This window comes from Cytophaga aurantiaca DSM 3654, from assembly GCF_000379725.1.
GTDB classification, from domain to species: domain Bacteria; phylum Bacteroidota; class Bacteroidia; order Cytophagales; family Cytophagaceae; genus Cytophaga; species Cytophaga aurantiaca.
The window spans coordinates 106929-132303 of record NZ_KB903632.1 but is presented as its reverse complement, the minus strand read 5'-3'; the positions used below and the strand labels follow the sequence as shown (position 1 = coordinate 132303).

Annotated in this window: 22 protein-coding genes; 4 read left to right on the top strand and 18 right to left on the bottom strand. The window is 36.8% G+C overall.

What is annotated here, in order from left to right; translation table 11 throughout:
- Positions 1-1290, top strand: coding sequence for an MFS transporter (locus A3EE_RS0108170; RefSeq protein WP_018342959.1), 1290 nt, complete (start codon positions 1-3; stop codon positions 1288-1290).
- A gap of 106 nt (positions 1291-1396) precedes the next feature.
- Here the strand turns inward: A3EE_RS0108170 and A3EE_RS21290 are convergent, their stop codons facing one another.
- The 7 genes from A3EE_RS21290 to A3EE_RS0108135 all read right to left on the bottom strand — a co-directional run bounded on the left by A3EE_RS21290 (position 1397) and on the right by A3EE_RS0108135 (position 11548).
- Entirely contained in the window at positions 1397-6769 is a 5373-nt protein-coding gene (locus tag A3EE_RS21290) for a glycoside hydrolase family 9 protein (RefSeq protein WP_157446940.1), read from the bottom strand.
- Positions 6770-6924: 155 nt separating this feature from the next.
- Positions 6925-7380 (bottom strand): cold-shock protein, encoded by a 456-nt coding sequence (locus tag A3EE_RS0108160; RefSeq protein WP_018342957.1) that lies wholly within the window; start codon positions 7378-7380, stop codon positions 6925-6927.
- A gap of 214 nt (positions 7381-7594) precedes the next feature.
- Entirely contained in the window at positions 7595-8314 is a 720-nt protein-coding gene (locus A3EE_RS0108155) for a class I SAM-dependent methyltransferase (protein ID WP_018342956.1), read from the bottom strand.
- 31 nt (positions 8315-8345) lie between these two features.
- Entirely contained in the window at positions 8346-9422 is a 1077-nt protein-coding gene (locus tag A3EE_RS0108150) for a porin (protein ID WP_018342955.1), read from the bottom strand.
- 34 nt (positions 9423-9456) lie between these two features.
- Complete coding sequence (locus A3EE_RS0108145; RefSeq protein ID WP_018342954.1) at positions 9457-10533, bottom strand: PAS domain-containing sensor histidine kinase; 1077 nt, start codon at positions 10531-10533, stop codon at positions 9457-9459.
- 115 nt (positions 10534-10648) lie between these two features.
- Positions 10649-10861, bottom strand: coding sequence for a hypothetical protein (locus tag A3EE_RS0108140; protein ID WP_026209669.1), 213 nt, complete (start codon positions 10859-10861; stop codon positions 10649-10651).
- Positions 10862-10957: 96 nt separating this feature from the next.
- Positions 10958-11548, bottom strand: coding sequence for a 2OG-Fe(II) oxygenase (locus A3EE_RS0108135; protein ID WP_018342953.1), 591 nt, complete (start codon positions 11546-11548; stop codon positions 10958-10960).
- Positions 11549-11810: 262 nt separating this feature from the next.
- On the opposite strand from A3EE_RS0108135, the gene A3EE_RS20260 reads away from it, so the two are divergent.
- The gene (locus tag A3EE_RS20260; protein WP_018342952.1) at positions 11811-12560 is read left to right on the top strand and encodes a TylF/MycF/NovP-related O-methyltransferase; all 750 of its coding nucleotides are present in this window, start codon (positions 11811-11813) and stop codon (positions 12558-12560) included.
- Between the two features lie 23 nt (positions 12561-12583).
- On the top strand, positions 12584-13444 hold the full coding sequence (locus tag A3EE_RS0108125; protein ID WP_018342951.1) for a WG repeat-containing protein: 861 nt from the start codon (positions 12584-12586) through the stop codon (positions 13442-13444).
- Positions 13445-13487: 43 nt separating this feature from the next.
- Here the strand turns inward: A3EE_RS0108125 and A3EE_RS0108120 are convergent, their stop codons facing one another.
- From A3EE_RS0108120 to A3EE_RS0108070, 11 genes are all read right to left on the bottom strand, one after another.
- Complete coding sequence (locus tag A3EE_RS0108120) at positions 13488-14969, bottom strand: DUF2079 domain-containing protein (RefSeq protein ID WP_018342950.1); 1482 nt, start codon at positions 14967-14969, stop codon at positions 13488-13490.
- A 73-nt stretch (positions 14970-15042) separates the two neighbouring features.
- Positions 15043-15576: a hypothetical protein gene (locus A3EE_RS0108115; protein WP_018342949.1), complete on the bottom strand. Its 534-nt coding sequence runs from the start codon at positions 15574-15576 to the stop codon at positions 15043-15045.
- Between the two features lie 27 nt (positions 15577-15603).
- Positions 15604-16146, bottom strand: coding sequence for a hypothetical protein (locus tag A3EE_RS0108110; RefSeq protein ID WP_018342948.1), 543 nt, complete (start codon positions 16144-16146; stop codon positions 15604-15606).
- Between the two features lie 99 nt (positions 16147-16245).
- Positions 16246-16653 carry a BrxA/BrxB family bacilliredoxin gene (locus A3EE_RS0108105; RefSeq protein WP_018342947.1) on the bottom strand — a complete coding sequence of 136 codons (408 nt, stop codon included), beginning with the start codon at positions 16651-16653 and terminating at the stop codon, positions 16246-16248.
- A gap of 163 nt (positions 16654-16816) precedes the next feature.
- Positions 16817-17143, bottom strand: coding sequence for an SUF system Fe-S cluster assembly protein (locus tag A3EE_RS0108100; RefSeq protein ID WP_018342946.1), 327 nt, complete (start codon positions 17141-17143; stop codon positions 16817-16819).
- 4 nt (positions 17144-17147) lie between these two features.
- Positions 17148-17573, bottom strand: coding sequence for a SufE family protein (locus tag A3EE_RS0108095; RefSeq protein WP_018342945.1), 426 nt, complete (start codon positions 17571-17573; stop codon positions 17148-17150).
- A gap of 3 nt (positions 17574-17576) precedes the next feature.
- Positions 17577-18836, bottom strand: a complete 1260-nt coding sequence (locus A3EE_RS0108090; protein WP_157446939.1) for a cysteine desulfurase — start codon at positions 18834-18836, stop codon at positions 17577-17579.
- Positions 18837-18982: 146 nt separating this feature from the next.
- On the bottom strand, positions 18983-20260 hold the full coding sequence (sufD, locus tag A3EE_RS0108085) for a Fe-S cluster assembly protein SufD (protein ID WP_018342943.1): 1278 nt from the start codon (positions 20258-20260) through the stop codon (positions 18983-18985).
- 17 nt (positions 20261-20277) lie between these two features.
- Positions 20278-21039, bottom strand: coding sequence for a Fe-S cluster assembly ATPase SufC (gene sufC, locus A3EE_RS0108080; protein ID WP_018342942.1), 762 nt, complete (start codon positions 21037-21039; stop codon positions 20278-20280).
- A gap of 144 nt (positions 21040-21183) precedes the next feature.
- On the bottom strand, positions 21184-22629 hold the full coding sequence (sufB, locus tag A3EE_RS0108075; protein ID WP_018342941.1) for a Fe-S cluster assembly protein SufB: 1446 nt from the start codon (positions 22627-22629) through the stop codon (positions 21184-21186).
- Between the two features lie 200 nt (positions 22630-22829).
- On the bottom strand, positions 22830-23297 hold the full coding sequence (locus tag A3EE_RS0108070) for an Lrp/AsnC ligand binding domain-containing protein (protein WP_018342940.1): 468 nt from the start codon (positions 23295-23297) through the stop codon (positions 22830-22832).
- A gap of 411 nt (positions 23298-23708) precedes the next feature.
- Between A3EE_RS0108070 and A3EE_RS0108065 the strand changes: the two genes are divergently transcribed.
- Complete coding sequence (locus tag A3EE_RS0108065; RefSeq protein ID WP_018342939.1) at positions 23709-25271, top strand: T9SS type A sorting domain-containing protein; 1563 nt, start codon at positions 23709-23711, stop codon at positions 25269-25271.
- Positions 25272-25375 lie beyond the last annotated feature (104 nt).

Here is a 25375-nt window from a genome sequence, read left to right as displayed (position 1 = left end):
ATGAAAGAATTAAATCTTCATATTAGTAAGAGACAACGTTGGGTATTGATTTTTGTAATGGCTTTTTTGTTTTTTATGTGGGGCCTTTTAACAAATTTGAATTTATTTCTATACCATCATTTTAAAGTAATATTCGAACTGAATTATTCGGTATCTACATTCATTAATTTAACATTTTTCTGTACCTATCTTGTAGTGTCTTTGCAGGCGGGAAGGATGATCAAATGGATCGGATATAAAAAAGGAATTCTGGTAGGATGGCTACTTGCTTGTGTTGGCTGTTTCTTGTTTATGCTTTCGGTAATGTCTAAATCATATACCTGGTTCTCTGATAAATCGTATTATTTATTTTTAGGTGCCTTATTCTGCATGGCAGCAGGCATAACAATATTGCAGGTAGGAGCGAACTTATATGTAGTATTATTGGGCGGAGTAGAAAAAGCAGCGAGCAGACTTGTTTTTGTGCAAGCCTTTAATTCCTTGGGGGCTGTTATCGGACCAATTATTTCAATGGAAATTTTAAGTCATTACATAAAGATCCCGTTTGATTATTTAGAGCTGTTGCCGCTTACAGATAAGGTAATGATTGAGTCTGCTTACATCGATTATTTATATTTATTTTTTGGTATTATCATGGTGTTGTTCGCAATATTTTTGATGATTATATACTTGCCTGAAATGGATACGCAGAATTTAGAGCCGTTAAATAAAGTTACCTCAAAACGCAGAAGACACGTAATGCATTTTTCTCAATTACGTTTGGGTGCGTTTGCAATATTTGCATATGTGGGAGCCGAAGTAGCATTGGCAAATTATCTGGAAGATTTCTCTCCTGAATTGGCAAGCACCTATTGGGAGCTGGCAATGGTGGGTAGATTCTTAGGTGCGTTGTTATTGCTGTTTGTACCAACAAATAAAGCACTGGGTATGGCAGGTGCTATCTCTAGTTTGTTAATCATTGTTGCGATATTAATGCCTAAAGAATACATGGATTATAACTGTCATTTAATCATGTCTGTGGGTTTATTCAATGCAATCATGTTCCCGAGTATATTTACACTTGGTGTAAATGGTCTAGGTAAATTCTCTTTAGATGGTTCTGCCGTATTGATCATGTTTATTGTGGGAGGCGCAGTGATACCTTTCAATGTTCGTAATTTTGCTTATGCGAATTACGATTTTGCATTGGTAATTGTAGTTGTTTGTTATCTGTACATATCTGTATACGGATTTAAACTCTCCAATTATATTAAGCGCAAAGATTTAAGAGATGAAGAAATATTGGCTTAATGGATTTGTAGAAAAAATAATCCTACAATAAAAAAAGTCCTGTTTCGATATTATCGGAACAGGACTTTTTTATTGAATTTAGTGGAACGTATTTAAAAGAACAGATTTATATTTTGATCCATCTTTTGGTTACGATCTGATCCTGAATTTTTAATTGGATGATGTATATGCCAGACGGCAGTTCTTCTCCGATGGTAAGCTCGTTACTTGTGATCCATTTGCTTTCAGATACAACTCTTCCATGCATATCTATAATGGATACCTGAACGCTTTCCTGATCGATGTTTGTTGCAGATAGAATACTGTATTGATTGGTTGGGTTTGGATAGACCGACAAGTTGGATTCTAATCCCATGGATAGAGCTGTAGAAACAATTGTTACGGTTGTGCTTACCGTTGTACCTGTGCCATATGCATTGGATTCCTGCACGGTAATGGAGCCTCCGTTTGTGCCAAATGAAACGGTGATTGTATTAGAGCCTTGACCGCTCACGATGGTAGCACCTGCCGGCACGGTCCATGTATATGCTGATCCGCTGTTATTCGCTACTGTATAGGTTACATTTTGCTGATTCGACGTTATCGTTGCCGGACCGGAAATGCTTGAAGTGGTAGGAGCAACGCAAGGTGAAGTACCAATAGGTGTAATAGCTACAGACTTATTGGAGGGTGCTCCGTTTCCGCATGTGCTGATCGGAGTCACCTGAATGGTGCCACCTGTAGTTGCGAACGAAACGGTAATTGCATTTGTATTTGCACCACCGGTAATTGTTGCACCAGTTGGTACTGTCCATGTATAACCTGTTGCTGTTGCAATGCTGGATATAGAGTACGAGACACCTGTTGTATTTGGACATGTACTTGCTGCTCCTGAAATTGTTCCTGCAACCGGAATCGTTGCAATTGATACGGAAGTATTTGAAGGACTTCCATTGCCACAGCTGTTTGTTGGTATAACCTGAATATTACCGCCAGTTGTTGCAAATGAAACTGTAATACTATTTGTATTTGCTCCGTTGGTAATCGTTGCACCTGCTGGTACAGTCCATATATAACCTGTAGCTGTTGCATTCGCAGGGATTGAATAAGTAACACCGGTACTGTTTGTACAGCTGCTTGTAAGGCCTGTTATTGCGCCGGCAGCAGTAGGTACTGTTGTTAACGTTATTGTTTTTGAACTTGGAGTTCCATTACCACAACTGTTTGATGGAGTTACCTGAATGTTTCCGCCTGTTGTTGCAAATGAAACGGTAATACTATTTGTATTTGCTCCGTTGGTAATTGTTGCACCTGTAGGTAACGTCCATGTATATCCTGTTGCTGTTGCAATTGTAGGAATTGAATAGGCAACTCCTGAACTATTTGCACAGGTAGAAGCAATACCGGTGATTGTGCCGGCAGCAGTAGCTGAACCTGTTAGTGTGATTGTTTTAGAGCTTGCAGTACCCGTACCACAAATGTTGGATGGCGTTACCTGGATGATTCCTTCAGTGCTTGCAAAAGAAACCGTAATGCTGTTTGTATTTACACCATTTGTGATTGTTGCCCCACTTGGTAAAGACCAGTTGTAATCCGTTGCTGCTGCAATAGCAGGGATCGAATAGATGACACCGGTGCTGTTTGAACATGATGTTGCAGTACCTGTTATTGTACCGGCAGCAGCTGGTGGATTTGTTACTGTAACGCTGATGCTGGATGGTGCGCCGTTGCCACATGCTGTAATCGGTGTTACCTGAATAGTTCCTCCGGTCGTTGCAAATGAAACGGTAATGCTGTTTGTATTTGCCCCGTTTGTAAGGGTTGCTCCGGTTGGTAAAGTCCAGATGTATCCTGTAGCATTTGTAACGCTTGGTATAGAGTAGTTAATCCCTGTATTGTTTGCGCAAACAGAAGTATAACCTGATAATGTACCGGCAACAGTTGGTGCACTGTTTACGGATACAAATTTAGAGTTGGGTGTACCGCTGCCACAAGTATTTATTGGTGTCACCTGAACGGTACCGCTGGTAGTTGCAAACGATACAGTAATGCTGTTTGTGTTTGCTCCATTTGTAATGGTTGCACCGCTTGGTAAAGACCATGTATATCCGGTAGCATTTGGAACACTTGCTATAGAATAGGTAATTCCGGTTGTATTTGCACACGTAGCGTCAAGACCTGTTACAGCTCCAGCATTTGCTGGCAATTGAGATATCAGAATGCCAGCATCTCTACCCATTCCGGTACCGCAGCTATTGACTCCCCTAACATTATAGCCCCCGCTGATTGTTGGTCCATACGAAACGGTAATACTATTTGTATTTGCTCCGTTTGTTATTGTTACACCATTTGGCACAACCCATTTGTAACTGGTTGCATCTGCTACAGGTGCAACAGAAAGGACTACTCCGGTAGCGTTCGGACAAATAGAAGCCGGCGTAGATACAGGGTTAGGCCATGAAGGTAATGGGGATAAGGTAACAGCAGTACTTGCAGTTGTGCCGTAGCCGCAGGTATTTGCCGGAGTTAACTGAATGGATCCACTGGTTTCTCCAAACGATACGGTAATACTATTGGTATTATCGCCACTTGTAATGTTTGCACCTTGTGGTAAGGTCCATGAATAACTTGTTGCTGTTGGAATAGCAGGAGTAGAATAAATAATGCCTGTACTATATACACACAGTGAAGCCGGACCAGTAATTGTGCCGGTAACAGGTGCTGCAATTATTGTTACTGCTTTACTACTTGCAGTTCCGTTTCCACAGGTATTTGCAGGCGTGGCTTGAATGGTACCTGATCCCGTTGTCGCAAATGCAACTGTAATGTTATTTGTATTTGCACCATTTGTAATGGTAGCCCCTGTAGGTAATGACCATGTATATCCCGTTGCAGTTGCAATGCCAGGGATTGAATAGATAATCCCCGTAGTGTTAATGCAGGCAGAAGCAGCTCCTGTAATTGTTCCTGCGGCTGTTGGTACAGCGTTTACAGTTACAGTTGATGTAGAAGTAGAAGTTCCTGTAGGGCCTGTAATAGTTAGTGTAATGGTTTTAGTGCCGGCTGTTGTCCATGAAACGTTATGCGGTCCTGCTGTAGTTGCAGTTGCAATAGATGCTCCTGATCCGAAGTTCCATGCATATGTTGAAACAGTTCCTTGTGATGTATTGGTGAACGTTGTAGAAACACCGGTACATAGTATTGTTGTACTTGTTGTGAAAGAAGCTGCTATAGGGAGAACTGCTGCTTTGTTGGATACATCAATAGATGAAACTGCAAGTAGATACCAGGCATCGTGAGGAAGCCACTGTTCGATCCATCTCCAGTTTTGCCAGTCGCTTGTTGCATAAGGCATCCAATCAATATTTGTTTCTTCTAAATTTTTAGAAGAGATACCATTACAGATGCCGCCTGTTACATTTGGTATCGCAGCACCCACAGGATAGCTCTGGTATGTGGTTGTGCCAGCACCTGTCATCATACATACATCAAACGGATTTTTACCTAAGATCCAATCCAACTGAGCTAAGCCGTATGTGCTTAATGAATCGGTACCCATTACAAATTGAGTGTTCAATTTTCTTCCGGCCATTAACAATGCAGTAGACATAGATGCTAAACGTGCATTTTCTCCTTGCCACCAATATCCCGTTTCGTTATCATGAGGTAAAAAGAATCCTTTTTTTGCAGTGCCCAATGCGCCGCTTACATAAGGTTTGTAATATTCCCGCATGTAATTGAACGGGTTGTTTACTTCTTTTGAAATACTCATGTACCAGGTAATATTTTTATTGATCACCTGAGTAATTGCAGTATTCTTAGATGCATCAATATCCATATATTCCATTAATGAAATAAGAGGTAGGCCTTCGTCCGCCGCATGGTAGAATGGACGATTACCCGCAACATCAGATCTGAACCAGCCTTGAGGATCCAGCATGCTGATCATTTTATCTGCATAAGCAGAAGCAGCCGTTAAGTATGTGGCATTGTTCGTAGCTTTATACAATTCAATCGTAGCTAGCAGACCGCAATAGAAGTCAATAATGTTTTCAGTGTGATCGTTACAGTATTCCAGATTTTTTGTAGCGTATCCGGTACCTGGTGAGGTGATGTGATTGTAAAGGCGTATAGCACCATTTAGATATTGCGTCTTTGTACTATCACCATTTAGATTCATGCGGTAGGCTCTGGCAAGTGCAGCAATTGCAATACCGGTACCTTCACGCATCGCAGCCTGGTAATTCGGTGTTCGCGCTCCGTCGTTTCCTGAACCTGGTTGTCCCCATTCAGTAATTTCACGGGAAGATGGGTTATTGCCCCAATCATCAAAAATAGATAAGTATAAATAGCCTTGTTGTTTATCAATGTTTCGCAACAGATAATCAGCACCCCATTTTGATTCGTTCAATAGATCCGTTGATTTTGCGGAAAATGAGGTAGTAGACATTTCATATGATTTCAATAAAGACCAAACAACAAACGGGATTTGCTGCGGGTTGAAATTATTTGCATAGGAGAGGTGAGACATGTGTTTGCCTTGATCCCCTGTGGCATCACGCCAGCCACCGTATACATTCACCTGGTCATTACGCGGACCATTGAAGGAAAGGGTTTTATCTGCATCAACTGTTGAACGCATTCCCTTGAAAAAATCAACAACAGAAAAAGCTGTTTTACTGAATAAAATATTTAGTCCGATTTCAAATGGATAAGAAATTTTTGTTCCTACTCGTACTCTGTAAATGCCGGCTGTTTGAAAATTGCTGAAATTTAATTCCCAGAAGTATCTACCGGTCCAACCTGCTACAGCTCCTTTTGATACAATGTTGCCGGTATATACAACAGCGTTTGTAGAAGATAAAATATCGAAGGTTGTAGCTGTTAAACTTGTAGTGCTATTTGTAAATATCGCTGTTTTTGTCCCCGTTAATTCATAGCCCACCTGATTGAGAACAATGTTTCCGGCTGTAGTAGCAATGGCATCTCCAACGGTAACATCATCCAGTGTGATTGTATTTGAATAGGAAGTTCCACCCGGATTAATAAAGAAAACCACTTTGCTGATTTTTGTTTTATCAACCGTTGCTCCATCAGACTGGCTAAACTTATTTGTAAAGTCGTAGGTAAGTGTTGTTAGTGAACCATTGATGGCAACTGATTTTGATACCGGACTTGCATTTGTTGATTTTCCATTGATATCAACGAGGTCTATTCGAAGTGTTAATGCTGTACTGTTTTTTATTTTGATTGTAACAGTTGGGTTGCTTGTTAGATTTACAGAGCTAAAGCTGTATTCGAAGTTCTCCCAGCCCGGACCTACTGCAGAAGTTGCTACTGCCAATTGACTGGATGATTCAGTAAACGTAAACTTTCCTGCGGGAACACTTTTCCAATTCGGATCCAGTAAATTGTCGTTGAAGTTTTCCAGCATCCCGGTTTGGGCGAAAAGGAGGTGGAAACTACAGAATAATGAGAGAAACAGGGGGATTTTTTTCATTATATTATATTTTAGAAGTATAAATATAATATAAATAAGTTGGATTATTCGTTGTTTTTCTGGAAATGTAATGATTTCATAAAAAAAGTCCCGTCTCGACCCCGATAGCTATCGGGGTCGAGACGGGACTTAAAATCGTCTAGGTTAAACTAAAACTATTTTACCAGTTTTACATTTACTGCATTAGGTCCTTTTGGTCCCATTTCAACTTCAAAGGAAACTTTATTATTTTCTTTAATTGAATCAACTAAACCGTTAATATGTACAAAGATACTTTCTTGTGTATCGGTATCTTTAATAAAACCATATCCTTTAGAATCATTGAAAAATGTCACAATTCCCTTGCGAACAGGATCAACAGGAGCCATATTAGCAAGTTTAGGGATTGCGATCTGAATGTCTTCTTCTTTTATCACAATCTTTTTAAGCGGATCTGGCGGAGTTGATGTAATGTTACCATATTCATCTACATAAGCCAACATATCTTCAAAGCTACTGCCATCTTTGGCATTGGCCTTACGCTCTTCTTTCTTCTGCTCCTTATCTTGCTTCTTTTTTGCTTTTTTCTTCTCTGCTTCTTTTTTGTTCCAGGTTTCTTGTGATTTACTCATAGTGTGCTTACGCGATTGATTCTAAATGTCTGATTAATTATAAGGATATAATTGAACTGGTAGAATTGCGCCGCCACTTCTGGATTATATGATATATACATGCAATGTACGATAAAATTAGCAGTATTTAATTTTTATTGCATAGGTATATGTATTGTTATGAATCAGGTTAAATGGATTTTAAAGCTGATTTATTGTATTAAAGGGTGTAAAATTATTGTTTTAACTGAAGAAAAATTATGAAATCATCTTCAGTACCGTGCTTGATTTCGCTCATCTGAAATCCTGCTTTATCAGCAATGTCTATGAGCAAATCAGCTGAGATATATAACCATGGAAACCAATTGCCCACTTCGTTTTGGTAGCTCATTCGGTAGTTCATTTCGCCATAATAATTCCCATTTAAGTCAATACTACATGAACCGTCTTCTTCCTCGAATAGGTATAGGATATCTGCAGATTCGCCAATAATAATACCTCCGGGCTTAAGTAAGGATTTACATTGCTGCAACAACGGCTCAAGATTGTCAAGGGTGCCGGCAATGCCGAATCCGTTCATCAATAGAAGGATGGTGTCAAATTTTTCGGTGTCTTGAAAAGTGAAAAAGTCTGCACAGACAATCTGTGTAATTCCTTGCAGTTTCATTGCTTCACAACATTTTTCTGAAACGTCAAGTGCTACTACATTTTGTTGAGCAGATTGAAGTATCAAGCTGTGCGCACCTGAACCTGCACCCACATCAAGTATACGTCCATGTGCTTTTGATAAGGCAAAAACTTCTTTTTCCGGCAGTTCTTCTTTGTTTCTGAAAAGGTACGGTACCGGAATTTCTTCGTCTTCAGTCTGATCCGATTCGACAAGAATTGCGTTCTGATTTTTAGTTGAAAGAAAATCCAGGATTGCACTTCCAATGGGGTCTGCAATAGGTGTCATAGTATATAGAGAAATCTGAAGGAATGTATGATCAGAAAGCAATAGCTAGTGATGTTGTAAGAGCGTAATTCAGTCTGCTGCTTTTATTGTGCAATGTAAATATTTCATCTTTGCTATTCAATGCTTTTGCTTCAATTCTCCATACTGCATAGGTATGGATTTGTACATCTGTATTGATGGAGTAGCCAAGGGTTTGAAATCCGTTGATAGTACCGGTAGAAATGATCACTTGATTTTTATCGTAATAATATTCTGCCCGTGCAGCAAGAATTATTTTTTGTGATAGCTTGTAACGGAGCTGCAGGTAAGGAGTAAACCATATGTTATAAGCAGTACTGCCTTTATTTTTTTGTTCAGCACCAATATCAAATCCTGCTATTAATCCACATGTTGAATTCCATTCATACGTTGCATAAAGATTATGAAAATAGCGCATTTGTTTTACAGAATCAGGTTTGGTATTGCCAATGAAAGAGCTGCTATTTAAGGTGAATTTTTTTGATGGTGTAAAAGTAATCTGATGGCCCACTGCTAAGGAATTATTGCCATCAATTCTTTGAATGCGTTGCCATCCGTTTAGAATCAGACCGCATAAAAGCCATTTGGAATTATCACTTATATAGGTGCCTTTAACACCGGTTTCATAATAAGGAGAATTATCTGCTGCCATACTTCGGGTTAAATTCCAGGAATCTTTTCCAACAGCCGTTTCTATTCCCAGATGAGAACCAAATATTCCTGCATCGATCCATATGTTTTTATTTTTGTGGATTTTAACTCCAGCATTCGTTTCATAAATATTTTTCAGCACTCCTTGCTCGGATACCAGATTGGCATTTGAATAAGTACCTGCCATGATCGCAAGATTGGCATGGGTGTATGTATTTTCAAATGAAGCTTTAATAAATCCAAGGTTTAGATTTACTTCATTGCTTCTGTTAAATGAATAGATGAAAGGTGGTCTGTTGTGATCTGAAGGTTTTCCAAAATCATAACCATAATATACTTCAATATAGCCGCTGACTTTTAAAGAGGATTTAATAGAGTCTTGTTGTCCAAATGCATTTGAACAAATCAGGAAAAATATACTATAAATAATTTGTTTCATTAATCAGAATAGACATCAGAATGAATGGAATAAATTATTTTTTAAATGAAATGATAAATGTAGTTCCTTTATTAGGTTCACTTTCAATATCAATCTTACCACCCATGTTATTAATATGGCTATATACCAAATATAGCCCAATTCCGCTACTGTCGGCGTGCTCATGAAACTTAGTATGTAACGTAAATATTTCATCCTTAACATCAGAAAGATTAAGGCCTAGTCCATTATCGGATATAATCAATTGACTTACCCCTTGATGTATTCGTGATGATATTTTTACAATAGGACTGCAATTGGGCTTTGAATATTTAATTGCATTGGTTATGAGATTTAAAAAAATACTTTCTAAATAAACCTTATTGAATGTAATGGATTCAAGTTGAGAGAAATTAATTTCAAATTTTGTATTTGAATCTACAATTAATGTATGAATAGATGTAAGGACAGCATGCAGGGTGTGCTTTAGATTTAAGACTGTTAAATTCGTTTGGTATTTTTCTTTGTTATTTAAAATTTCTGCATAATTATCGACTGTTGTTTTTAAATTCTCGCTGGCAAGTCTTAACATTTCTATAGATTCAAGTGTCTTAATATCATTTATTTTGGTTGAATCTATAAAATCAAAAATGGTAAGTAAATTATTAATCGGTGATCTTAAGTCGTGAGAGATCGTATAGGTTAATTGTTTAAAATTATTATTTACTTCAGTCAAACTTGAAACCATTTTGTTCCTGGCTTCTTCTGCAATTTTTTTGTGCGTAATATTTTTTGCAATTGCATATACCAGTCTGTCTTCTATCGATGGCATGGAAGTCCAAGTGAACCAGACAATAGATCCACTTTTTGTGATATACCTGTTTTCGAAATTTAAAAGAGGAATGTTCTCATAAATTTTATCTCTATACATACTTGTAATATGACGATCGTCAGGATGAACAAACTCATTAATAGGTCTTGAATAAAGTTCATCATCTGTGTATTCTAAAATCCTTGAAACAGAAGGGTTGATTTTTTTGAAAAAACCATCAAAACCTGCAATGCATAATAGGTCCATTGATAACTCAAAAAACGAATCCATTTTGAATAAAGTTTCTTCGGAATTACTCATATTTTAAATATTATAGCTTGATCATGCAACCTGAGCGGCTAAACATGATAGGGGTGTAGTAGTGTTGATTCGAAATGAATTGCTATGAAAATTGTATAGGAATTTTTTCTCTAAGTTACTTTTTGATGTGAGAAGCTAAATGATTTTCTAAAAGTGTTTTTAAAGACTCGAGATACTCTGAAAAAATTTGAGTATCCAAATGAGGGTGAGGAATATTTGGTATCGTTATTGGATTTTCATCTAAATGCTCGTATAATTCGGGGTAATCGCGTTCAATTTTCAACGTGAGTATGTTGATCTCTTTTAATAAAGTATGCATTTTTTTCATAGCTGTAGTGATAAGTTTGGTATGAAGATATTACTAATTGACTGAAACTGCAAATCTGTTAAGTGGCTTAATTTACTATAAATTGAATTTGTATGGTTATGTTTTTAACCAGCCGGTTATGCTCAATCTATTGACAGTTGTTGTTAAAACTTCGTGCTCTAATTCATTACTTTTAAAAAATACCGTTTTGCCATTGCTAGGTGATATGCGTTGCTCATTTTTTTCATGATGAATGCAAAGTTCTCCGCCATCAGACTTTTTCCAATCAAGGTTTAAGTAGCTAATAATTGAAAATGCACGGTTGGCACTGTTTTGAAATTGATCCAGATGTCTTTTGTAATATGTGCCGGGTTTGTACAACGTGTAATGAAACTCGTAGCTTTTAATTCCGGTATAGCACTGCCCGTTTAGATAATCAACGAATGCATCCATGTGATCAAAAAAATCATTTTCATCTTTGTTGTTGTGATTTTTATCCAACCAATAAATTGAATCGCCACGATTATTTTTATTGTGTGCCACATTTCCGAAACTACCGGTTCCTGCAGAAGACATTAAATTTTCATTATATAAATTCAGTAGGTTGGATGTTAACTTTGATGCCAGGGCATCAGGTAAAAAATTTTCGGCAATACCTACATTTGTTTCAATATAGCTATTGATCAAAGATTCAAAAGACTCTTCCATGATACAGGTTTAAAGTAATTACTGCCAGAAATATTGTATGTTTCCGATAGTTTATTACCCAAATCTGTTTTTTAACCTTGGGGGATTATACGTGGTTGATTTGTCAGATGATTGAAGGTAGGTATTTACTTCGGTAGTTTACGATAAAACACCATTTACTATTTCGAATACGGATATACGAATTGAAAATGTACGAATAATACGATGGTATTATAGAATTACTAAGTAATTATTTATCTTCGTTCCGGTCAATTCTGTGTTTATGTTATTATCTATTTCCATTGTTCAGCTCATTAGTATTGTTTTGATACTGATTTTTTTATTCCTGGCTTTCAAAGTAATGGAGACTTCCTGGTCTTATAAAATCAGTAAGCCACACAAGTGGGAGCATGCTGTTAAGCAAGGAATGATTTCTAAAGAGCTTGTAAAAATGGAACGTACGTACAGAGATAAAGTACGTTTTTATAATCTGTGGTTTCAAGTAGAACGACTGAAACGAATGAAGATACAAGGCGCATTTGCAGAGCTGGGAGTTTATAAAGGAGAAACTGCTCTTATGATGCACCACATGGATGCTACCCGCAGGTTGCATTTATTTGATACGTTCGAAGGATTTGATTCAAAGGATCTGGATATTGAAAAAAATAAAGATGAGCGTTATACAACAGATAATTTTTCGGATACATCTCTAGAAACTGTTAAAGAATTATTTAAAAATGTAAAAGATGTCTCATTTTATCCGGGATATTTTCCTGCTACTGCAAAATCAGTAACGGATAAAATATTTTCGTTGGTGCATATTGATGCAGATCTTTATTTACCAACGATTGAAGCATTGAAATATTTTTATCCAAAGGTTGCTCCCGGTGGAGTTCTTATTATTCACGATTACAATCATAACTGGGAAGGAATTAAAAAAGCGGTTGATGAATTTATGGGTACAATCCCGGAATCATTAATAGAAGTACTGGATTGGCAGGGCAGTGTTATGATCATTAAAAATAGTAAATGATAACGTATAACTAAGTAAATTATATGAAACTGAAAATAGTATTAATCGTTTGTTCATTGTTTTATTTTATTGATGGTTTTGCTCAGTCGCCTTGTGTAAAAGATTCGTGTATTACAGTACTTAACAATGATATAAGTACATTAAAACGAATCGTGCGCGTTCAAATCAAAGGCAATGCATATTCAGTTGTTGGTCCAAAATCGTTTGGATTTGGCACTTCAGCAACCAATATTACGATACCTTTAAAGTTTGATCTAGCAAAAGCATTTCATAAAGGCTACGCAGTAGTTGGCATTAATGGGTTGTATGGAGCAATTGATAGCTTGGGTACGATTGTAATACCACTGAAGTACAAAAACCTTTCTGATGTGAATGAAGGCTTTGCTTTTTATTCGATCAATGGAGATAAAGTAGACGGTGTTGTAGATTTAAAAGGCAAGGAATATCACATTGATCCATTGATGGGCAATATGCCTTTAACATCGGGCGGTGCAATTATTACTAGCCAACCCTCATCTTTAGGTCGTTTTGTGTGTGACGATATTCAGCTTATTCGATTTAGATTCTCTGAGGGACTTGCAATTATTAATAATAAAGTAATGGATACGCAGATGAAATTTTTATTTGCTGCACTATCAATCTATCAACTTGATCAAGCATACAATGAAGGTGTTGTGAAAATCAACTGGAAGTCTACTTCGGGAAATACCTTGTACGGCTTTATGGATAAACAAGGTAAAATTGTGGTTAAGGCAATCTATCTTTCTGCAGAAGATTTTGTGAATGGAAGATCAATGGTTATGTCGGGTAATCCGGTAAAACCATTGAGACAAATCATAGATAAAAAAGGAGTAGTATTGGAGACTATTGATTATAAATACTAGCTATTAATAAAGTGATTTATTGCCTCTTAAATTTTTCTGCTTCTTATTTCCTTTTTAAAATCAGCAGAAAGTTTTTGTCATAAATCACATCGTATTTTCCACCTGTTTTATATTCCTGAATTTTAGAAATAAACTCTTCCTGATTTAAAGGATATACACTGCTGTGTTCTGTAAATAAAGCAATGTAAGAAGCATTTTTAACAACAGGAAAATGATACAAGGAATCTCTGGATGCAATGTGTGGTGTAATGGCCGGAGAGGCTGACACCGAAGCATCCTGAGGAATTGAATGCAATGCTTTCAGTATTTCACTTCTGTTAAATTCTGTTTGATAGTGTTTTTTCTCGAAGAAAATAGAATTTGTATTTTCATACCAAATAGATTTTCGGGTACGAATGGTCTGGATCGTATAAGCAGCCGTTAAGAATACCGTTGCCAATGTTATGGCATAGATAAGTTTAATAGGTTTTATTTTTAACAATAAGTCAGATAAGCAAAGTGTAAGTATCGGAACAAACTCAATTGAATACTGATTGTTAATACCCCAAAATCCATAGTCTGTTGTAAGTAGTTTTTGCGCATAAATGGGAATAAGCATTACTAGATAATAGGGTCTGTAAAGCAATGCAAAGCCACCTGAAATCAGCACCATAAAATGCAATTCTGATTTAATGCCTGTAGTTATAGGATCTGTTGATGTGCTTTCAAAAAACAGCGAGAATATGTATTTAGGATTTTTTAAAATAGATAGAATGATTTCCGAAAAGGAATTGCCTAAATGCCCATATCGTGCAATTTGATTTGTACCCTCACCATGACTGATTAATGGCATTACTATAGCGACAATTACTACAAAGTAAACAAACGAAATTAAGATCAGAGGAATTTCGAATGAAAGGATTTTTTTGAATGGAAATGAAGTTCCTTTTTCTAAAATATTTTTTAAGACTAATCCTGCTACTATGAATGCAAGCCAGAGCGCCATGTTCTCTTTTGCAAGGAGTATAAGAACAAACACGATCAAAAAATATTTCTTGTTTTCTTTTTCATAAAAATACACCAGCCAAGGGATAAACATTGCAGCAAGTACATTGGTATGGAAATCATAAGATAACGCAGAATAGATTCCCCAGATTGAAAAAAAATGGACTGTCAGTAATAAGGGCAGGTATGAATTGGGATGCGATAATGAAGCGTATTTATATATACCATATCCGCCGAATAAAATAGCAGCGATCTGAATGATCAATAAGGTATAGGAGCCAAATATATAATAGAATGGAGACAGTAATATTGTGATCGGAGAGAAGTGGTCTCCGAAGTAGTTGATTTCAGCACCGGATATATCCAGCGTGAAATAATTCATTTTAAAATGTGAAAAGCTATAGATAGCCTGATTGAACATGCCCAGGTCTAAAGCATATGTTCTGAAACAATAGTGATTAACCAGAGAGATGGAAGAATATACAATTGCAAAAAAAAGTATAATTGCTACTAAAATTTTAAAGCTGTTCGACTTGTTCATTTAAAAGTATTGATTGATTTTATATTTTTTTTAATTGTCTTTGGTTCGTTAATAATTAATACCGAATATTAATTTAAATTCCATCAAAGTATTTATCACATTCGTCTGAATTGGATAATAGAGCACCTTTCCATTTTTTATTTATTTCGTAAACGCTTAGTTGTACATAATAATAAGAGTTGTTAGCGAAAAATTTAATGAATACCCCCAAACCATTTATATGAAAATTTTGATTGGTTTGGATGTAATATGTTTTTATGTATTTGATGTCACTTTTCTTGATGTTGTATTTTTCTAGTAAAGACGTCCATTTTCGAGTATATCGAATTTCTTGAGAATTATTATTTTTCAGTTTGAATTCTTTGAAATTATCTATGTATTCAAGTTTTGTTTCATCGGTAAGTAAGGTGTCTGAATTGATTTTATTCTCGTACCATTGAAGGTCGCTGCTGTCAATTTGATACTTCTTTTTAAAAGATTCTGAATCGTTATTTAATAAATCATTTAGCAGAATTTCTCCATTTTTTTCAATTGGAGAAATTGGGCTGGTTGTGAATGATGTTGTAATTAAAATAATTAAAATAAGTAGTGAAAATATATTTTTCATTATTGTTTTTATTAGAGTAGCAGAATTTTAAAATCTATAATCGCTAATGTAGTATTTATCGCATGGTTCGAATTCTGAAATGAAAAGTACTTTCCATTTATTGTCGAAGTTTGCAAGATCTAATTTGATTTTATAATACGATCCTTTATGAAACAATTTCATTTCCATAACTAAACAATCTAGATTTAGCTTTTGATTGCCAAACATGAAAAAAAAGTCAGTTATTGTTATGCTATCTTTATTTATTTGGTATGTATTCAAATTGGACAACCAAATTTTTTCATATTCGCTTTTTAATGCTTTTGTTTGCAGTGACTTTTTTAGTGAATTTAATTCATTTATATATTCATTTTTTTTATTTGGTTCGATTAGACTATCTGAGTTTACAGTATTTGTATACCATTTCAAATCAGAATTGGTGATACTGTATTTGTTTTGAAAGCCTTTTGAATCACAACTTTTCAAATCTTTTAAAAGTGATTTTGTGATTTCATCAATAAGATCCTGATTCCTTGTTTGAAAAGATGTTGTTCCAATAAAAATACATATAAGGATAAAAAAGTGTTTCATGTTAACGCATTCTAAATAAAGTTGAACCTAATTTTAAACAAAAAAAGCCACATTACGCAGCTTCTTTTGTTATTTGAATATCTTCTAGTATCTAGAATCTTATAATTCGTCGTAAACCATTTTAAGGTGTGTTGCGATCATATCTGCAGAGCGACCTTCAATGTGGTGACGTTCTACAAAATGAACAAGATTGCCATCTTTAAATACGGCAATTGCAGGAGAAGATGGAGGGTAAGGCAATGTGAATTCACGTGCTTTACTTACAGCTTCTTTATCTACACCAGCAAATACAGTTCCTAAATTTGCAGGAATTTTAGAATGTTCGATTGATTTTCTAACACCCGGTCTTGCAGTACCTGCAGCGCAACCACACACAGAGTTGATCACGATCATGGATGTGCCTGGTTTTTTCATAAAAGCTTCAACAGCTTCCGGAGTTGTTAATTCAGTGAAACCTGCATTGGCAAGTTCCGCTTTCATTGGGGCTACTAATTGTTCTGGATACATATGTATGTTATACGTTTTAAGTAATAAGTTTTAAGTTTCTTTGTTTCTATTCTGATTTAATCGAGATGTAGACAGACTGAGGTATTAGGAATGATTAAGTTTTTAAGATGAAGTTTAAAGATGCATTCTTAAAACGTATTACTTAAAACTTAATACTTACGAATTACATAAACCCCAACTCCAGCTTTGCTGCATCGCTCATCATTTCCTGACTCCAGGCCGGGTCGAATGTGATCTCTACCGTAACTTCATTTACACCTTCAATTGCCTTGATCTTCGTTTCTACTTCAGCCGGCATAGATTGCGCCGCAGGGCAGTTTGGTGAAGTCAATGTCATCTGTACAAATATATTGTTGACTGGGAATACACTCACTTCGTATATCAATCCTAATTCAAAGATATTTACAGGTATCTCCGGATCGTACACCGTTTGTATGGCTTCGATCGCTTTATTTTTTAATTCAGCCTGATCTATTTCTACTTCACTCATAGTATTATACTGTTTTACTTTGGTATGCAAGGGCATGCATTTTCATTTGTTTTACCATCGACGCTAATCCGTTTGAACGCGTCATGGATAGATGCTGCTCCATACCTATTTTATGTATAAAATACATATCGCTTTTTGCAACGTCTTCAGCAGGTTGTCCGCTTAATACTTTTAAAAGTAATGCAACCAATCCTTTTACAATGATCGCGTCACTTTCGCCTTCAAAATATACCTTGCCGTCTTTGTAGGTGCTTACCATCCACACCAGCGACTGACAACCTTTGATGATATTCTCTTCAACTTTATATTTCGGATCAATACCAGGGAGTTTTTTTCCAAGGTCAATGATGTATGCGTATTTATCGTCCCACTCATCAAACAAACCAAAGTCTTCAATGATCTGATCCTGAATTTCGTTAATTGTTGCCATGTATTATCTGAATAATTTTATCGCCTTGTAAATGGCAGCAATGAATTGATCAACTTCTTCCTTTGTATTATAAAATGCAAAAGAGGTGCGAGAAGTTCCCGTAACACCTAATCTTCCCATTAACGGTTGCGTGCAATGGTGACCGGTACGGATTGCAATGCCTTCTTTATCTAAAATAATACCTAAATCCTGATGGTGTAGGTCTGAAAATACAAATGACTGTACGCTTACTTTTTCTTTTGCTGTACCTATCAAACGGATGCCTTCAATATCCTTTAGTTTTGAAACCGCATAATCCAGCAATTCATGTTCGTATGCACGGATGGGTGCTTTGCCGATAGAATTCACGTAATCAATCGCAGCTTTTAAGGCAACTACATCTGCAATGTTTGGTGTACCTGCTTCAAACTTGTATGGAAGTTCGTTGTAGGTGCAGCTCTCATAGCTTACTTCGCTGATCATCTCGCCACCGCCTTGATAAGGAGGCATCGCTTCTAAGATCGCGCGTTTGCCGTATAAGACACCTACACCTGTAGGGCCGTATAATTTATGTGCTGAGAATGCATAGAAATCCGCATCCAGATCCTGCACGTCAATATCTAAATGAGAAACCGCCTGAGCACCGTCGATCAATGCAACTGCGCCAACAGCGTGTGCTTTCGCGATCAATTGTTTTACCGGATTAATGCTTCCGAGTGTGTTGGAAACATGTACGCAAGCAAGTATTTTCGTTTTTGAAGTAATGATGGTGTCGAATGCTTCAGTAAGCAATTCGCCGGCATCATTCATCGGTAGTATTTTTACAATAGCATTGGTACGCTGCGCAAGCATGTGCCAGGGTACCATGTTTGAATGGTGTTCCATTGCGGAAACAACAATTTCATCACCAGCTTTAAGGTTGGCAAGTCCCCAGGTTGAAGCAACTAAATTAATGCCTTCTGTTGTGCCGCGCGTAAAGATCACTTCTTCGCGTTCCTTTGCATTGATGAATGTTTTTACCGTATCTCGTGTAGCTTCAAACGCAGCAGTAGCACGTTCAGCAAGCGTATGGATGCCACGGTGAATATTTGCGTTGTCGTTTAAATAATAAGCCGTAAGGGCTTCAACAACTTGTATCGGTTTTTGAGTAGTAGCAGCGTTATCAAAATACACCAAAGGTTTGCCATTCACCTCTTGATGCAGGATCGGGAAATCTTCCCGGATACGGTCGATGTTTAACGTTCCATCGGCGGTTAAAAGGTCAGTATTGATGGTTGTCATCATAGTTGCTAGTTTCTAGTTACCAGTTTCTAGACGCTAGTAACATTTTTAGTTGCTAGTTACTAGGCTCTGGTTTCTAGTAACAATATTTAAGTATTATTAGTTGCTAAGTTCTTTTTGTCTAGTACCTAGCAACTAGAACCTAGCAACTACTTCAATCTTTCTTCAATCTCTTGTTCCAAATAAGCACGAAGTTCGTCGTGTTTTACTTTATCCAATACATCAAACGCAATAGCATGAACAAGCATTTTCTTCGCTTTGTCTTCACCAACACCACGTGCGCGTAGGTAGAACATTGCTTCCGGATCTAGTTGTCCTGTAGTAGCTCCGTGCGAACATTTAACGTCGTCTGCGAAGATTTCTAATTGCGGCTTTGTATGTACAGATGCTTCTTTTGATAGCAATATATTTTTATTGGATTGGAATGCATTTGTTTTCTGAGCGTCTTTACGAACCCAGATTTTTCCATTGAATACTCCCGTAGATTTTCCATCCAGAATACCTTTATATAACTCATTGCTGTAACAGTTCGGCATGGCGTGGTCTACAAGCGTATGGTTATCTACGTGCTGTGCACCTTTTTCAAGATACAAGCCATTTAAATATGCTTCGCAATGTTCAGCGCCCAGCGTGATGTTTAAGTTGTTTCGTACCAAGCCGCCATTTAATGTAATGGTGGTTGTATACGAATTACTTTTCCCTTCATGAACAATCTGAGAATTGTGAACGAAGTTGCTGTTGTCAATATCGTTTTGAATTTTGTATTGCTCCAGATACGCTTCTTTTTTCAGGATCGCATGTGTAAATGCATTTGTGAACGCGGTGTTTGAGCCCAGGCTGCGGTTCAATTCAACCACAGTTGCTGATGCTGCTTCTTCTACAACTACTAAAACACTTGGTTGTGCAAATACATTTGCTGAACGCACATCCGATAAATAGAAACAGACAATTGGTTTTGCAACATGTTGTTTTGCTTTTACATGAATCAAAGTTCCTGCAGTAGCAAAGGCAACATTCAATGCAACCATACTGTCGTTGTATGGAAGATTTTTTGCGAAATAGTTTTTTACTACTTCCTGATTGCTTGTTTGAAAAGGCTCAATCGTCACACCTGCAGCATCTATAGTAGATAGAGAAGGGGAGAAGATGCCGTTTACGAAAATTACTTTGTAACAATCGATTGGTAATGCTGTAAGCGTTTTGATATCTTCTGCAGAAAAAGTTGCAGCAGATTCAATTGCATACGTTTTAGCAATCGTATTTTTTAAATTCGTGTATTTCCATTCTTCGTGCTTTGTAGTCGGGAAGCCCAATTCCTGGAAAGCACTGATCGCTTCTTTACGTGTATCTACTAATAGTGCAGAAGACGGTGTTTTTTCAAGCGTATTAAAATGCTGTATCAGCGATTCTTTTAATTCTGTAGTCATTGTCTTGTAATGCGGTATTAAACCGTTTGTGCATCTGCTTCAGCTTTGATCCAGTCGTAGCCTTTTTCTTCTAATTCCAATGCTAATTCCTTTGTGCCGGATTTAACAATACGTCCTTTGTATAATACGTGAACAAAATCAGGTATAATGTAATCAAGTAAACGCTGATAGTGCGTTACAACGATTGTAGCATTGTTTGGAGTCTTCAATTTATTCACACCGTTTGCAACAATACGCAACGCATCAATATCCAAACCTGAATCGGTTTCATCAAGTATTGCTAAAGATGGTTCAAGCATTGCCATCTGAAAGATCTCATTGCGTTTCTTTTCACCACCTGAGAAACCTTCGTTCAATGCGCGTTTCAATAGTGACTCATCGATCTCAACCAACTTCATTTTTTCTTTCATTAATTTTAAGAAAGAAACAGCATCCATTGTTTCCTGACCACGGTACTCACGAATTTCGTTTACTGCTGTTTTCATGAAATTGATGGTGCTAACACCTGGAATTTCAATCGGGTATTGGAATGCAAGAAACACTCCTTCACGAGCACGATCTTCAGGGGATAAATCCAATAGATCTTTGCCATTTAGAGTAACGCTTCCGCTTGTAACTTCATAATCTGAACGTCCTGCTAAAACAGAAGCAAGGGTACTTTTACCAGAACCATTTGGTCCCATGATAGCATGCACTTCACCCGCTTTTACTTCAAGGTTGATACCACGAAGAATTTCTTTTTCTTCAATGCGGGCGTGTAAATTTTTAATTGATAACATAACGTTTGTTTAATAATCAGAGGTGCGTATTTTAATGCTGCACTCTATTAAGATATATTTGTTTGTTCAATGTTTTAAGTAATAAGTTCTAAGGGTTGATATCGAAACGACTTCTTAAAACTTAAAACGTATTACTTAAAACGTTTATCCTACACTGCCTTCCAACGAGATCGCAAGAAGCTTTTGGGCTTCAACAGCAAATTCCATTGGTAATTGATTTAATACTTCTTTGCAATAACCGTTAACGATCAAGGCAACTGCTTTTTCAGTAGCAATACCACGTTGGTTGCAATAGAAGATCTGATCTTCACCGATCTTAGAAGTTGTTGCTTCGTGTTCAACAGTAGACGTATTGTTTTCAACTTCGATGTACGGGAAGGTATGTGCACCGCATTGATCGCCCATTAAAAGCGAATCACACTGCGAGTAGTTACGCGCGCCTTCAGCACGTTTCATTACTTTCACTAAACCTCGGTAGCTATTATGACTATGACCTGCAGAAATACCTTTTGATACAATGCGGCTCTTCGTGTTTTTACCGATGTGAATCATCTTCGTTCCGGTATCTGCTTGCTGGTAGTTATTGGTAACAGCAACAGAATAGAATTCACCGATCGAGTGATCGCCTTTAAGAATACAGCTTGGATATTTCCATGTAACTGCAGAACCAGTTTCTACTTGTGTCCATGAGATCTTAGCGTAGTCGCCTGCACAGATACCACGTTTCGTTACAAAGTTGTAGATGCCACCTTTACCATTTTTATCACCTGGATACCAGTTCTGAACAGTAGAGTATTTGATCTCTGCTTTTTCCATGGCAACAAGTTCTACAACGGCAGCATGCAATTGATTTTCATCACGCACCGGAGCTGTACAACCTTCCAGATAACTAACATAAGAACTTTCATCTGCAATCAATAACGTACGCTCAAACTGACCTGTGTTGGCAGCATTGATACGGAAGTAGGTAGATAGTTCCATTGGACTGCGAACACCTTTCGGTATGTAGCAAAATGAACCATCACTGAATACTGCAGAGTTTAAAGCAGCATAATAGTTGTCCGTTACCGGAACAACGCTGCCTAAATATTTACGAACCAATTCAGGGTGTTCCTGAACAGCTTCACTCATTGAGCAGAAAATAATTCCTAGCTCTGATAATTTTACTTTGAAAGTAGTAGTAATAGAAACACTGTCAATAACAGCATCAACCGCTACACCTGTCATACGTTTTTGTTCATCCAACGAAATACCAAGCTTCTCGAACGTTGCACGTAGTTCCGGATCAATTTCATCCAAACTGTTTAATGTAACTTTTTGCTTCGGAGCAGAGTAGTAAATGATATCCTGAAAATCAATTTTAGGATATGTTACATTTGGCCATATAGGCTCTTCCATTTTTAACCACTTACGGAAAGCATCCAATCGCCACTCAAGCAACCACTCAGGTTCATTTTTCTTCGCGGATATGTAACGTACTGTATCTTCATTTAAACCTTTTGGCAAAGAATCGTTATCGATATCCGTAACGAATCCCCATTTGTATTCCGATGAAGTTATTTCTTCCAGTATTTTATTACTATCGCTCATGGGTCTTTTAATTAGTTTAGACTAATTCTATTATAATACAAAAGTAGAACAAATTTGGTAACAATGAGTTCTTTTAGGTACAAATATTTATTGAAATGTTGTGTTTTTGGGTACATCTTCACCAGTTCCTAGTTACGAGGTACGAGGTACTAGAAACTCTTCTGAGATACAGTAGTTGTTATGTATTAGATGATTATAACTTAGAGGTCAAGTGCCAATGTTCTATTTATCGACTCTTCAAGCGAGATACTGGTTTCCGTGCGCTGGATACCGTAGACTTTTTGGATTTTATCGTGGAGAACTTCCCGCAGATGTTGCGTATCCCGACAGATAATTTTAACAAACATGCTGTAGTTTCCTGTAGTGTAATGCACATTTACTACCTCCGGAATTTTACGAAGATCGTCTACTGCTTTATCATAGAACTCGCTCTTATCGAGGTAAATTCCAAGGAAAGCGGTGATGTCGTAGCCCAAACGGTTGTAATTGATTTCCAGGTGCGAGCCTTTTACAATGCCCAGATCTTCCATTTTTTTCATGCGCACGTGGATGGTTCCGCCGGATACGCCAATTTTTTTTGCAATCTCTGTATAGGGTAGGGAAGCATCTTGGATCAATTCAGTTAGAATTTTCAGATCGATGCTATCAATTTCGGAATGTAAAGCCATATTTTCAGGTCTTAATTATTAAATTAATAATTATAATGTTAATCTATTGATAAAATGTTAAATATTAAAATAATTTACGATAATATTTGCAATAAAAGGTTCGGTCTATTACTTTTGTATTGTTGTCAGTCGGACAATTATACTGTAGGGTGTTGAAATTGGCAGACATGCCCTCCTGTCTCGGGGGTGGAGAGTTCAAAATAAACGTAGTGTAAAGCACAAAAGCTAGGGTTGACCACTTAATGTTATGTACTATGGCTAATTGCTCCGTGAGTTGGTTCGAATCCCTCCCCTACAGCAATTAATAAAAAGGCTTTGTATCGAAAGATGCAAGGCCTTTTTTATTAATTTTAAAAACAGAATTTCTTTTAAATACTTTTACTATTAGATTATCTATTCACAATAGCGCTTATGAACAAAATTCTACTTCGATTACCACTGCTTTTATTTGTATTCACATTTTTTACAGCAAAGTCTCAAAATGTTAATGCAAGATTGGTTAAAGACATTCTGCCAGGTGCAGAATCTTCTATGACTTACTCCGAAATAATCGGAAACCTTGGCGACGTAATTCTTATATCACTGAAGATGGGGGATAATGGTACGTATCAGCTGTGGCGCTCAGATGGTACGGCTGCAGGCACTTATATACTTGTAGATACCGAATCTAAATTTTCCAACAAAATTCAGGATTTTATAAAAAAGGATAATACTGGTGGATTAATTCTGATTGACGATGTACTTTATTTTACGGATGGAACATTAAACGGAACGGTAGTGCAGGAAGCATCATTCACAGGAGTAAATCTGCGTATAAAAAATGATCTGCTTTATTACAATTCTTTTTCAGATGTAATAAGCTATTCTATAAGTCAGAAACAATCGACTGTTTTAGTTTCCGACGGAAATTCTAATTCGATAGAAGATTATTTTGTAGACGGGAACATTATATATTACACCGCCCCTCAGTCGTTTGATAACCAATTATCCATGCTGTACAAGTACAATACAGCTACAGAGACTTTAGAAGAATTATTGGAAATGGATGAAGCTTATTCTGCTGGTCCGTGGTTTTTCGAAAAACTACCTGACAATAAAATTATTTATTATTTTCATGGACAAACGGCAAAGACATTGTATGTTACTGATGGAACTCAAGCAGGATCAAAAAAGCTAAAAGAATTTCAAAGCAGTTTTTCATTTGGTCTTGAAGGTTGTTATCTCCTGAATGGAAAATACTATTTTAATGCTATGCTTCCTTCCGGAGACCCTGAGAGTAGAACCCTGGAGTTGTTTGTGTCAGACGGTACAGTTGCAGGTACAAAAAGCCTGTATACTGAGAGTAATTTACTTAGCTTTCCCAAACAAATTATTCAATACATGGGTGAAATTTATTTCTCTGCAACTTATGATGGATATAAGCAGAATATATACAAAACTGACGGTACACCAGCAGGTACAATTTCTGTGATTGGTAATCCTATTGATGACAATTCTGATTTGATGCTGGTAAAGACCAATACAGGACTTGTATTTAATGGAACAGATTCAAGAACGGATCAATATGGATTATTTATATCTGATGGAACACTTGGAGGATCTGATTTATATGAAGTTGATTTGACTCAGAGTGATATATACGCTACTGAAACCAAGGTGTTCTTTTTCGGTTACGAAGAGAGTACAGGAAGGGAGTTATATGAATTCACACCAACACACATTGCTACAGATACTAAATTGGCAGGGCAAGCTTCTACTGCTCTATGGTTTCCAAACCCGACAAAGCAAACGTTATCCATCAAACAAAATACAACAGAGTTAACAGATATTTGTGTGTATGATATGCTGGGAAGTAAAATCATCCTGCATCACGACAATGGACAAATAGATGTGAGCACTCTTAAACCTGGAACTTATATTCTTCAATTTACTGCTGATGGGAACAAAAATAATTTTAAATTCACTAAAGAGTAAATTTCCTGATCGCCCTAAGATAACATACTAAGTTCTTTATAGATTTCTGTTTTTTTGAAATCTTGGTAGATTAAAAAATAGTAGAGAATAATTAAATACTAAAA

Excerpts from the sequence above, each read along its gene's own strand:
- A3EE_RS20260 (WP_018342952.1), top strand. The coding sequence starts at position 11,811 with ATGTTATTATCTATTTCCATTGTTCAGCTCATTAGTATTGTTTTGATA.
- A3EE_RS0108115 (WP_018342949.1), bottom strand. The coding sequence starts at position 15,576 with ATGAAAAATATATTTTCACTACTTATTTTAATTATTTTAATTACAACA.
- A3EE_RS0108105 (WP_018342947.1), bottom strand. The coding sequence starts at position 16,653 with ATGTATCCAGAACAATTAGTAGCCCCAATGAAAGCGGAACTTGCCAAT.
- A3EE_RS0108155 (WP_018342956.1), bottom strand. The coding sequence starts at position 8,314 with ATGACACCTATTGCAGACCCCATTGGAAGTGCAATCCTGGATTTTCTT.
- A3EE_RS0108170 (WP_018342959.1), top strand. The coding sequence starts at position 1 with ATGAAAGAATTAAATCTTCATATTAGTAAGAGACAACGTTGGGTATTG.
- A3EE_RS0108140 (WP_026209669.1), bottom strand. The coding sequence starts at position 10,861 with ATGAAAAAAATGCATACTTTATTAAAAGAGATCAACATACTCACGTTG.
- A3EE_RS21290 (WP_157446940.1), bottom strand. The coding sequence starts at position 6,769 with ATGAAAAAAATCCCCCTGTTTCTCTCATTATTCTGTAGTTTCCACCTC.
- A3EE_RS0108100 (WP_018342946.1), bottom strand. The coding sequence starts at position 17,143 with ATGAGTGAAGTAGAAATAGATCAGGCTGAATTAAAAAATAAAGCGATC.
- sufB (WP_018342941.1), bottom strand. The coding sequence starts at position 22,629 with ATGAGCGATAGTAATAAAATACTGGAAGAAATAACTTCATCGGAATAC.
- A3EE_RS0108145 (WP_018342954.1), bottom strand. The coding sequence starts at position 10,533 with ATGAGTAATTCCGAAGAAACTTTATTCAAAATGGATTCGTTTTTTGAG.
- A3EE_RS0108110 (WP_018342948.1), bottom strand. The coding sequence starts at position 16,146 with ATGAAACACTTTTTTATCCTTATATGTATTTTTATTGGAACAACATCT.
- A3EE_RS0108120 (WP_018342950.1), bottom strand. The coding sequence starts at position 14,969 with ATGAACAAGTCGAACAGCTTTAAAATTTTAGTAGCAATTATACTTTTT.
- A3EE_RS0108065 (WP_018342939.1), top strand. The coding sequence starts at position 23,709 with ATGAACAAAATTCTACTTCGATTACCACTGCTTTTATTTGTATTCACA.
- A3EE_RS0108125 (WP_018342951.1), top strand. The coding sequence starts at position 12,584 with ATGAAACTGAAAATAGTATTAATCGTTTGTTCATTGTTTTATTTTATT.
- A3EE_RS0108150 (WP_018342955.1), bottom strand. The coding sequence starts at position 9,422 with ATGAAACAAATTATTTATAGTATATTTTTCCTGATTTGTTCAAATGCA.
- A3EE_RS0108095 (WP_018342945.1), bottom strand. The coding sequence starts at position 17,573 with ATGGCAACAATTAACGAAATTCAGGATCAGATCATTGAAGACTTTGGT.
- A3EE_RS0108160 (WP_018342957.1), bottom strand. The coding sequence starts at position 7,380 with ATGAGTAAATCACAAGAAACCTGGAACAAAAAAGAAGCAGAGAAGAAA.
- sufD (WP_018342943.1), bottom strand. The coding sequence starts at position 20,260 with ATGACTACAGAATTAAAAGAATCGCTGATACAGCATTTTAATACGCTT.
- A3EE_RS0108090 (WP_157446939.1), bottom strand. The coding sequence starts at position 18,836 with ATGATGACAACCATCAATACTGACCTTTTAACCGCCGATGGAACGTTA.
- A3EE_RS0108070 (WP_018342940.1), bottom strand. The coding sequence starts at position 23,297 with ATGGCTTTACATTCCGAAATTGATAGCATCGATCTGAAAATTCTAACT.
- A3EE_RS0108135 (WP_018342953.1), bottom strand. The coding sequence starts at position 11,548 with ATGGAAGAGTCTTTTGAATCTTTGATCAATAGCTATATTGAAACAAAT.
- sufC (WP_018342942.1), bottom strand. The coding sequence starts at position 21,039 with ATGTTATCAATTAAAAATTTACACGCCCGCATTGAAGAAAAAGAAATT.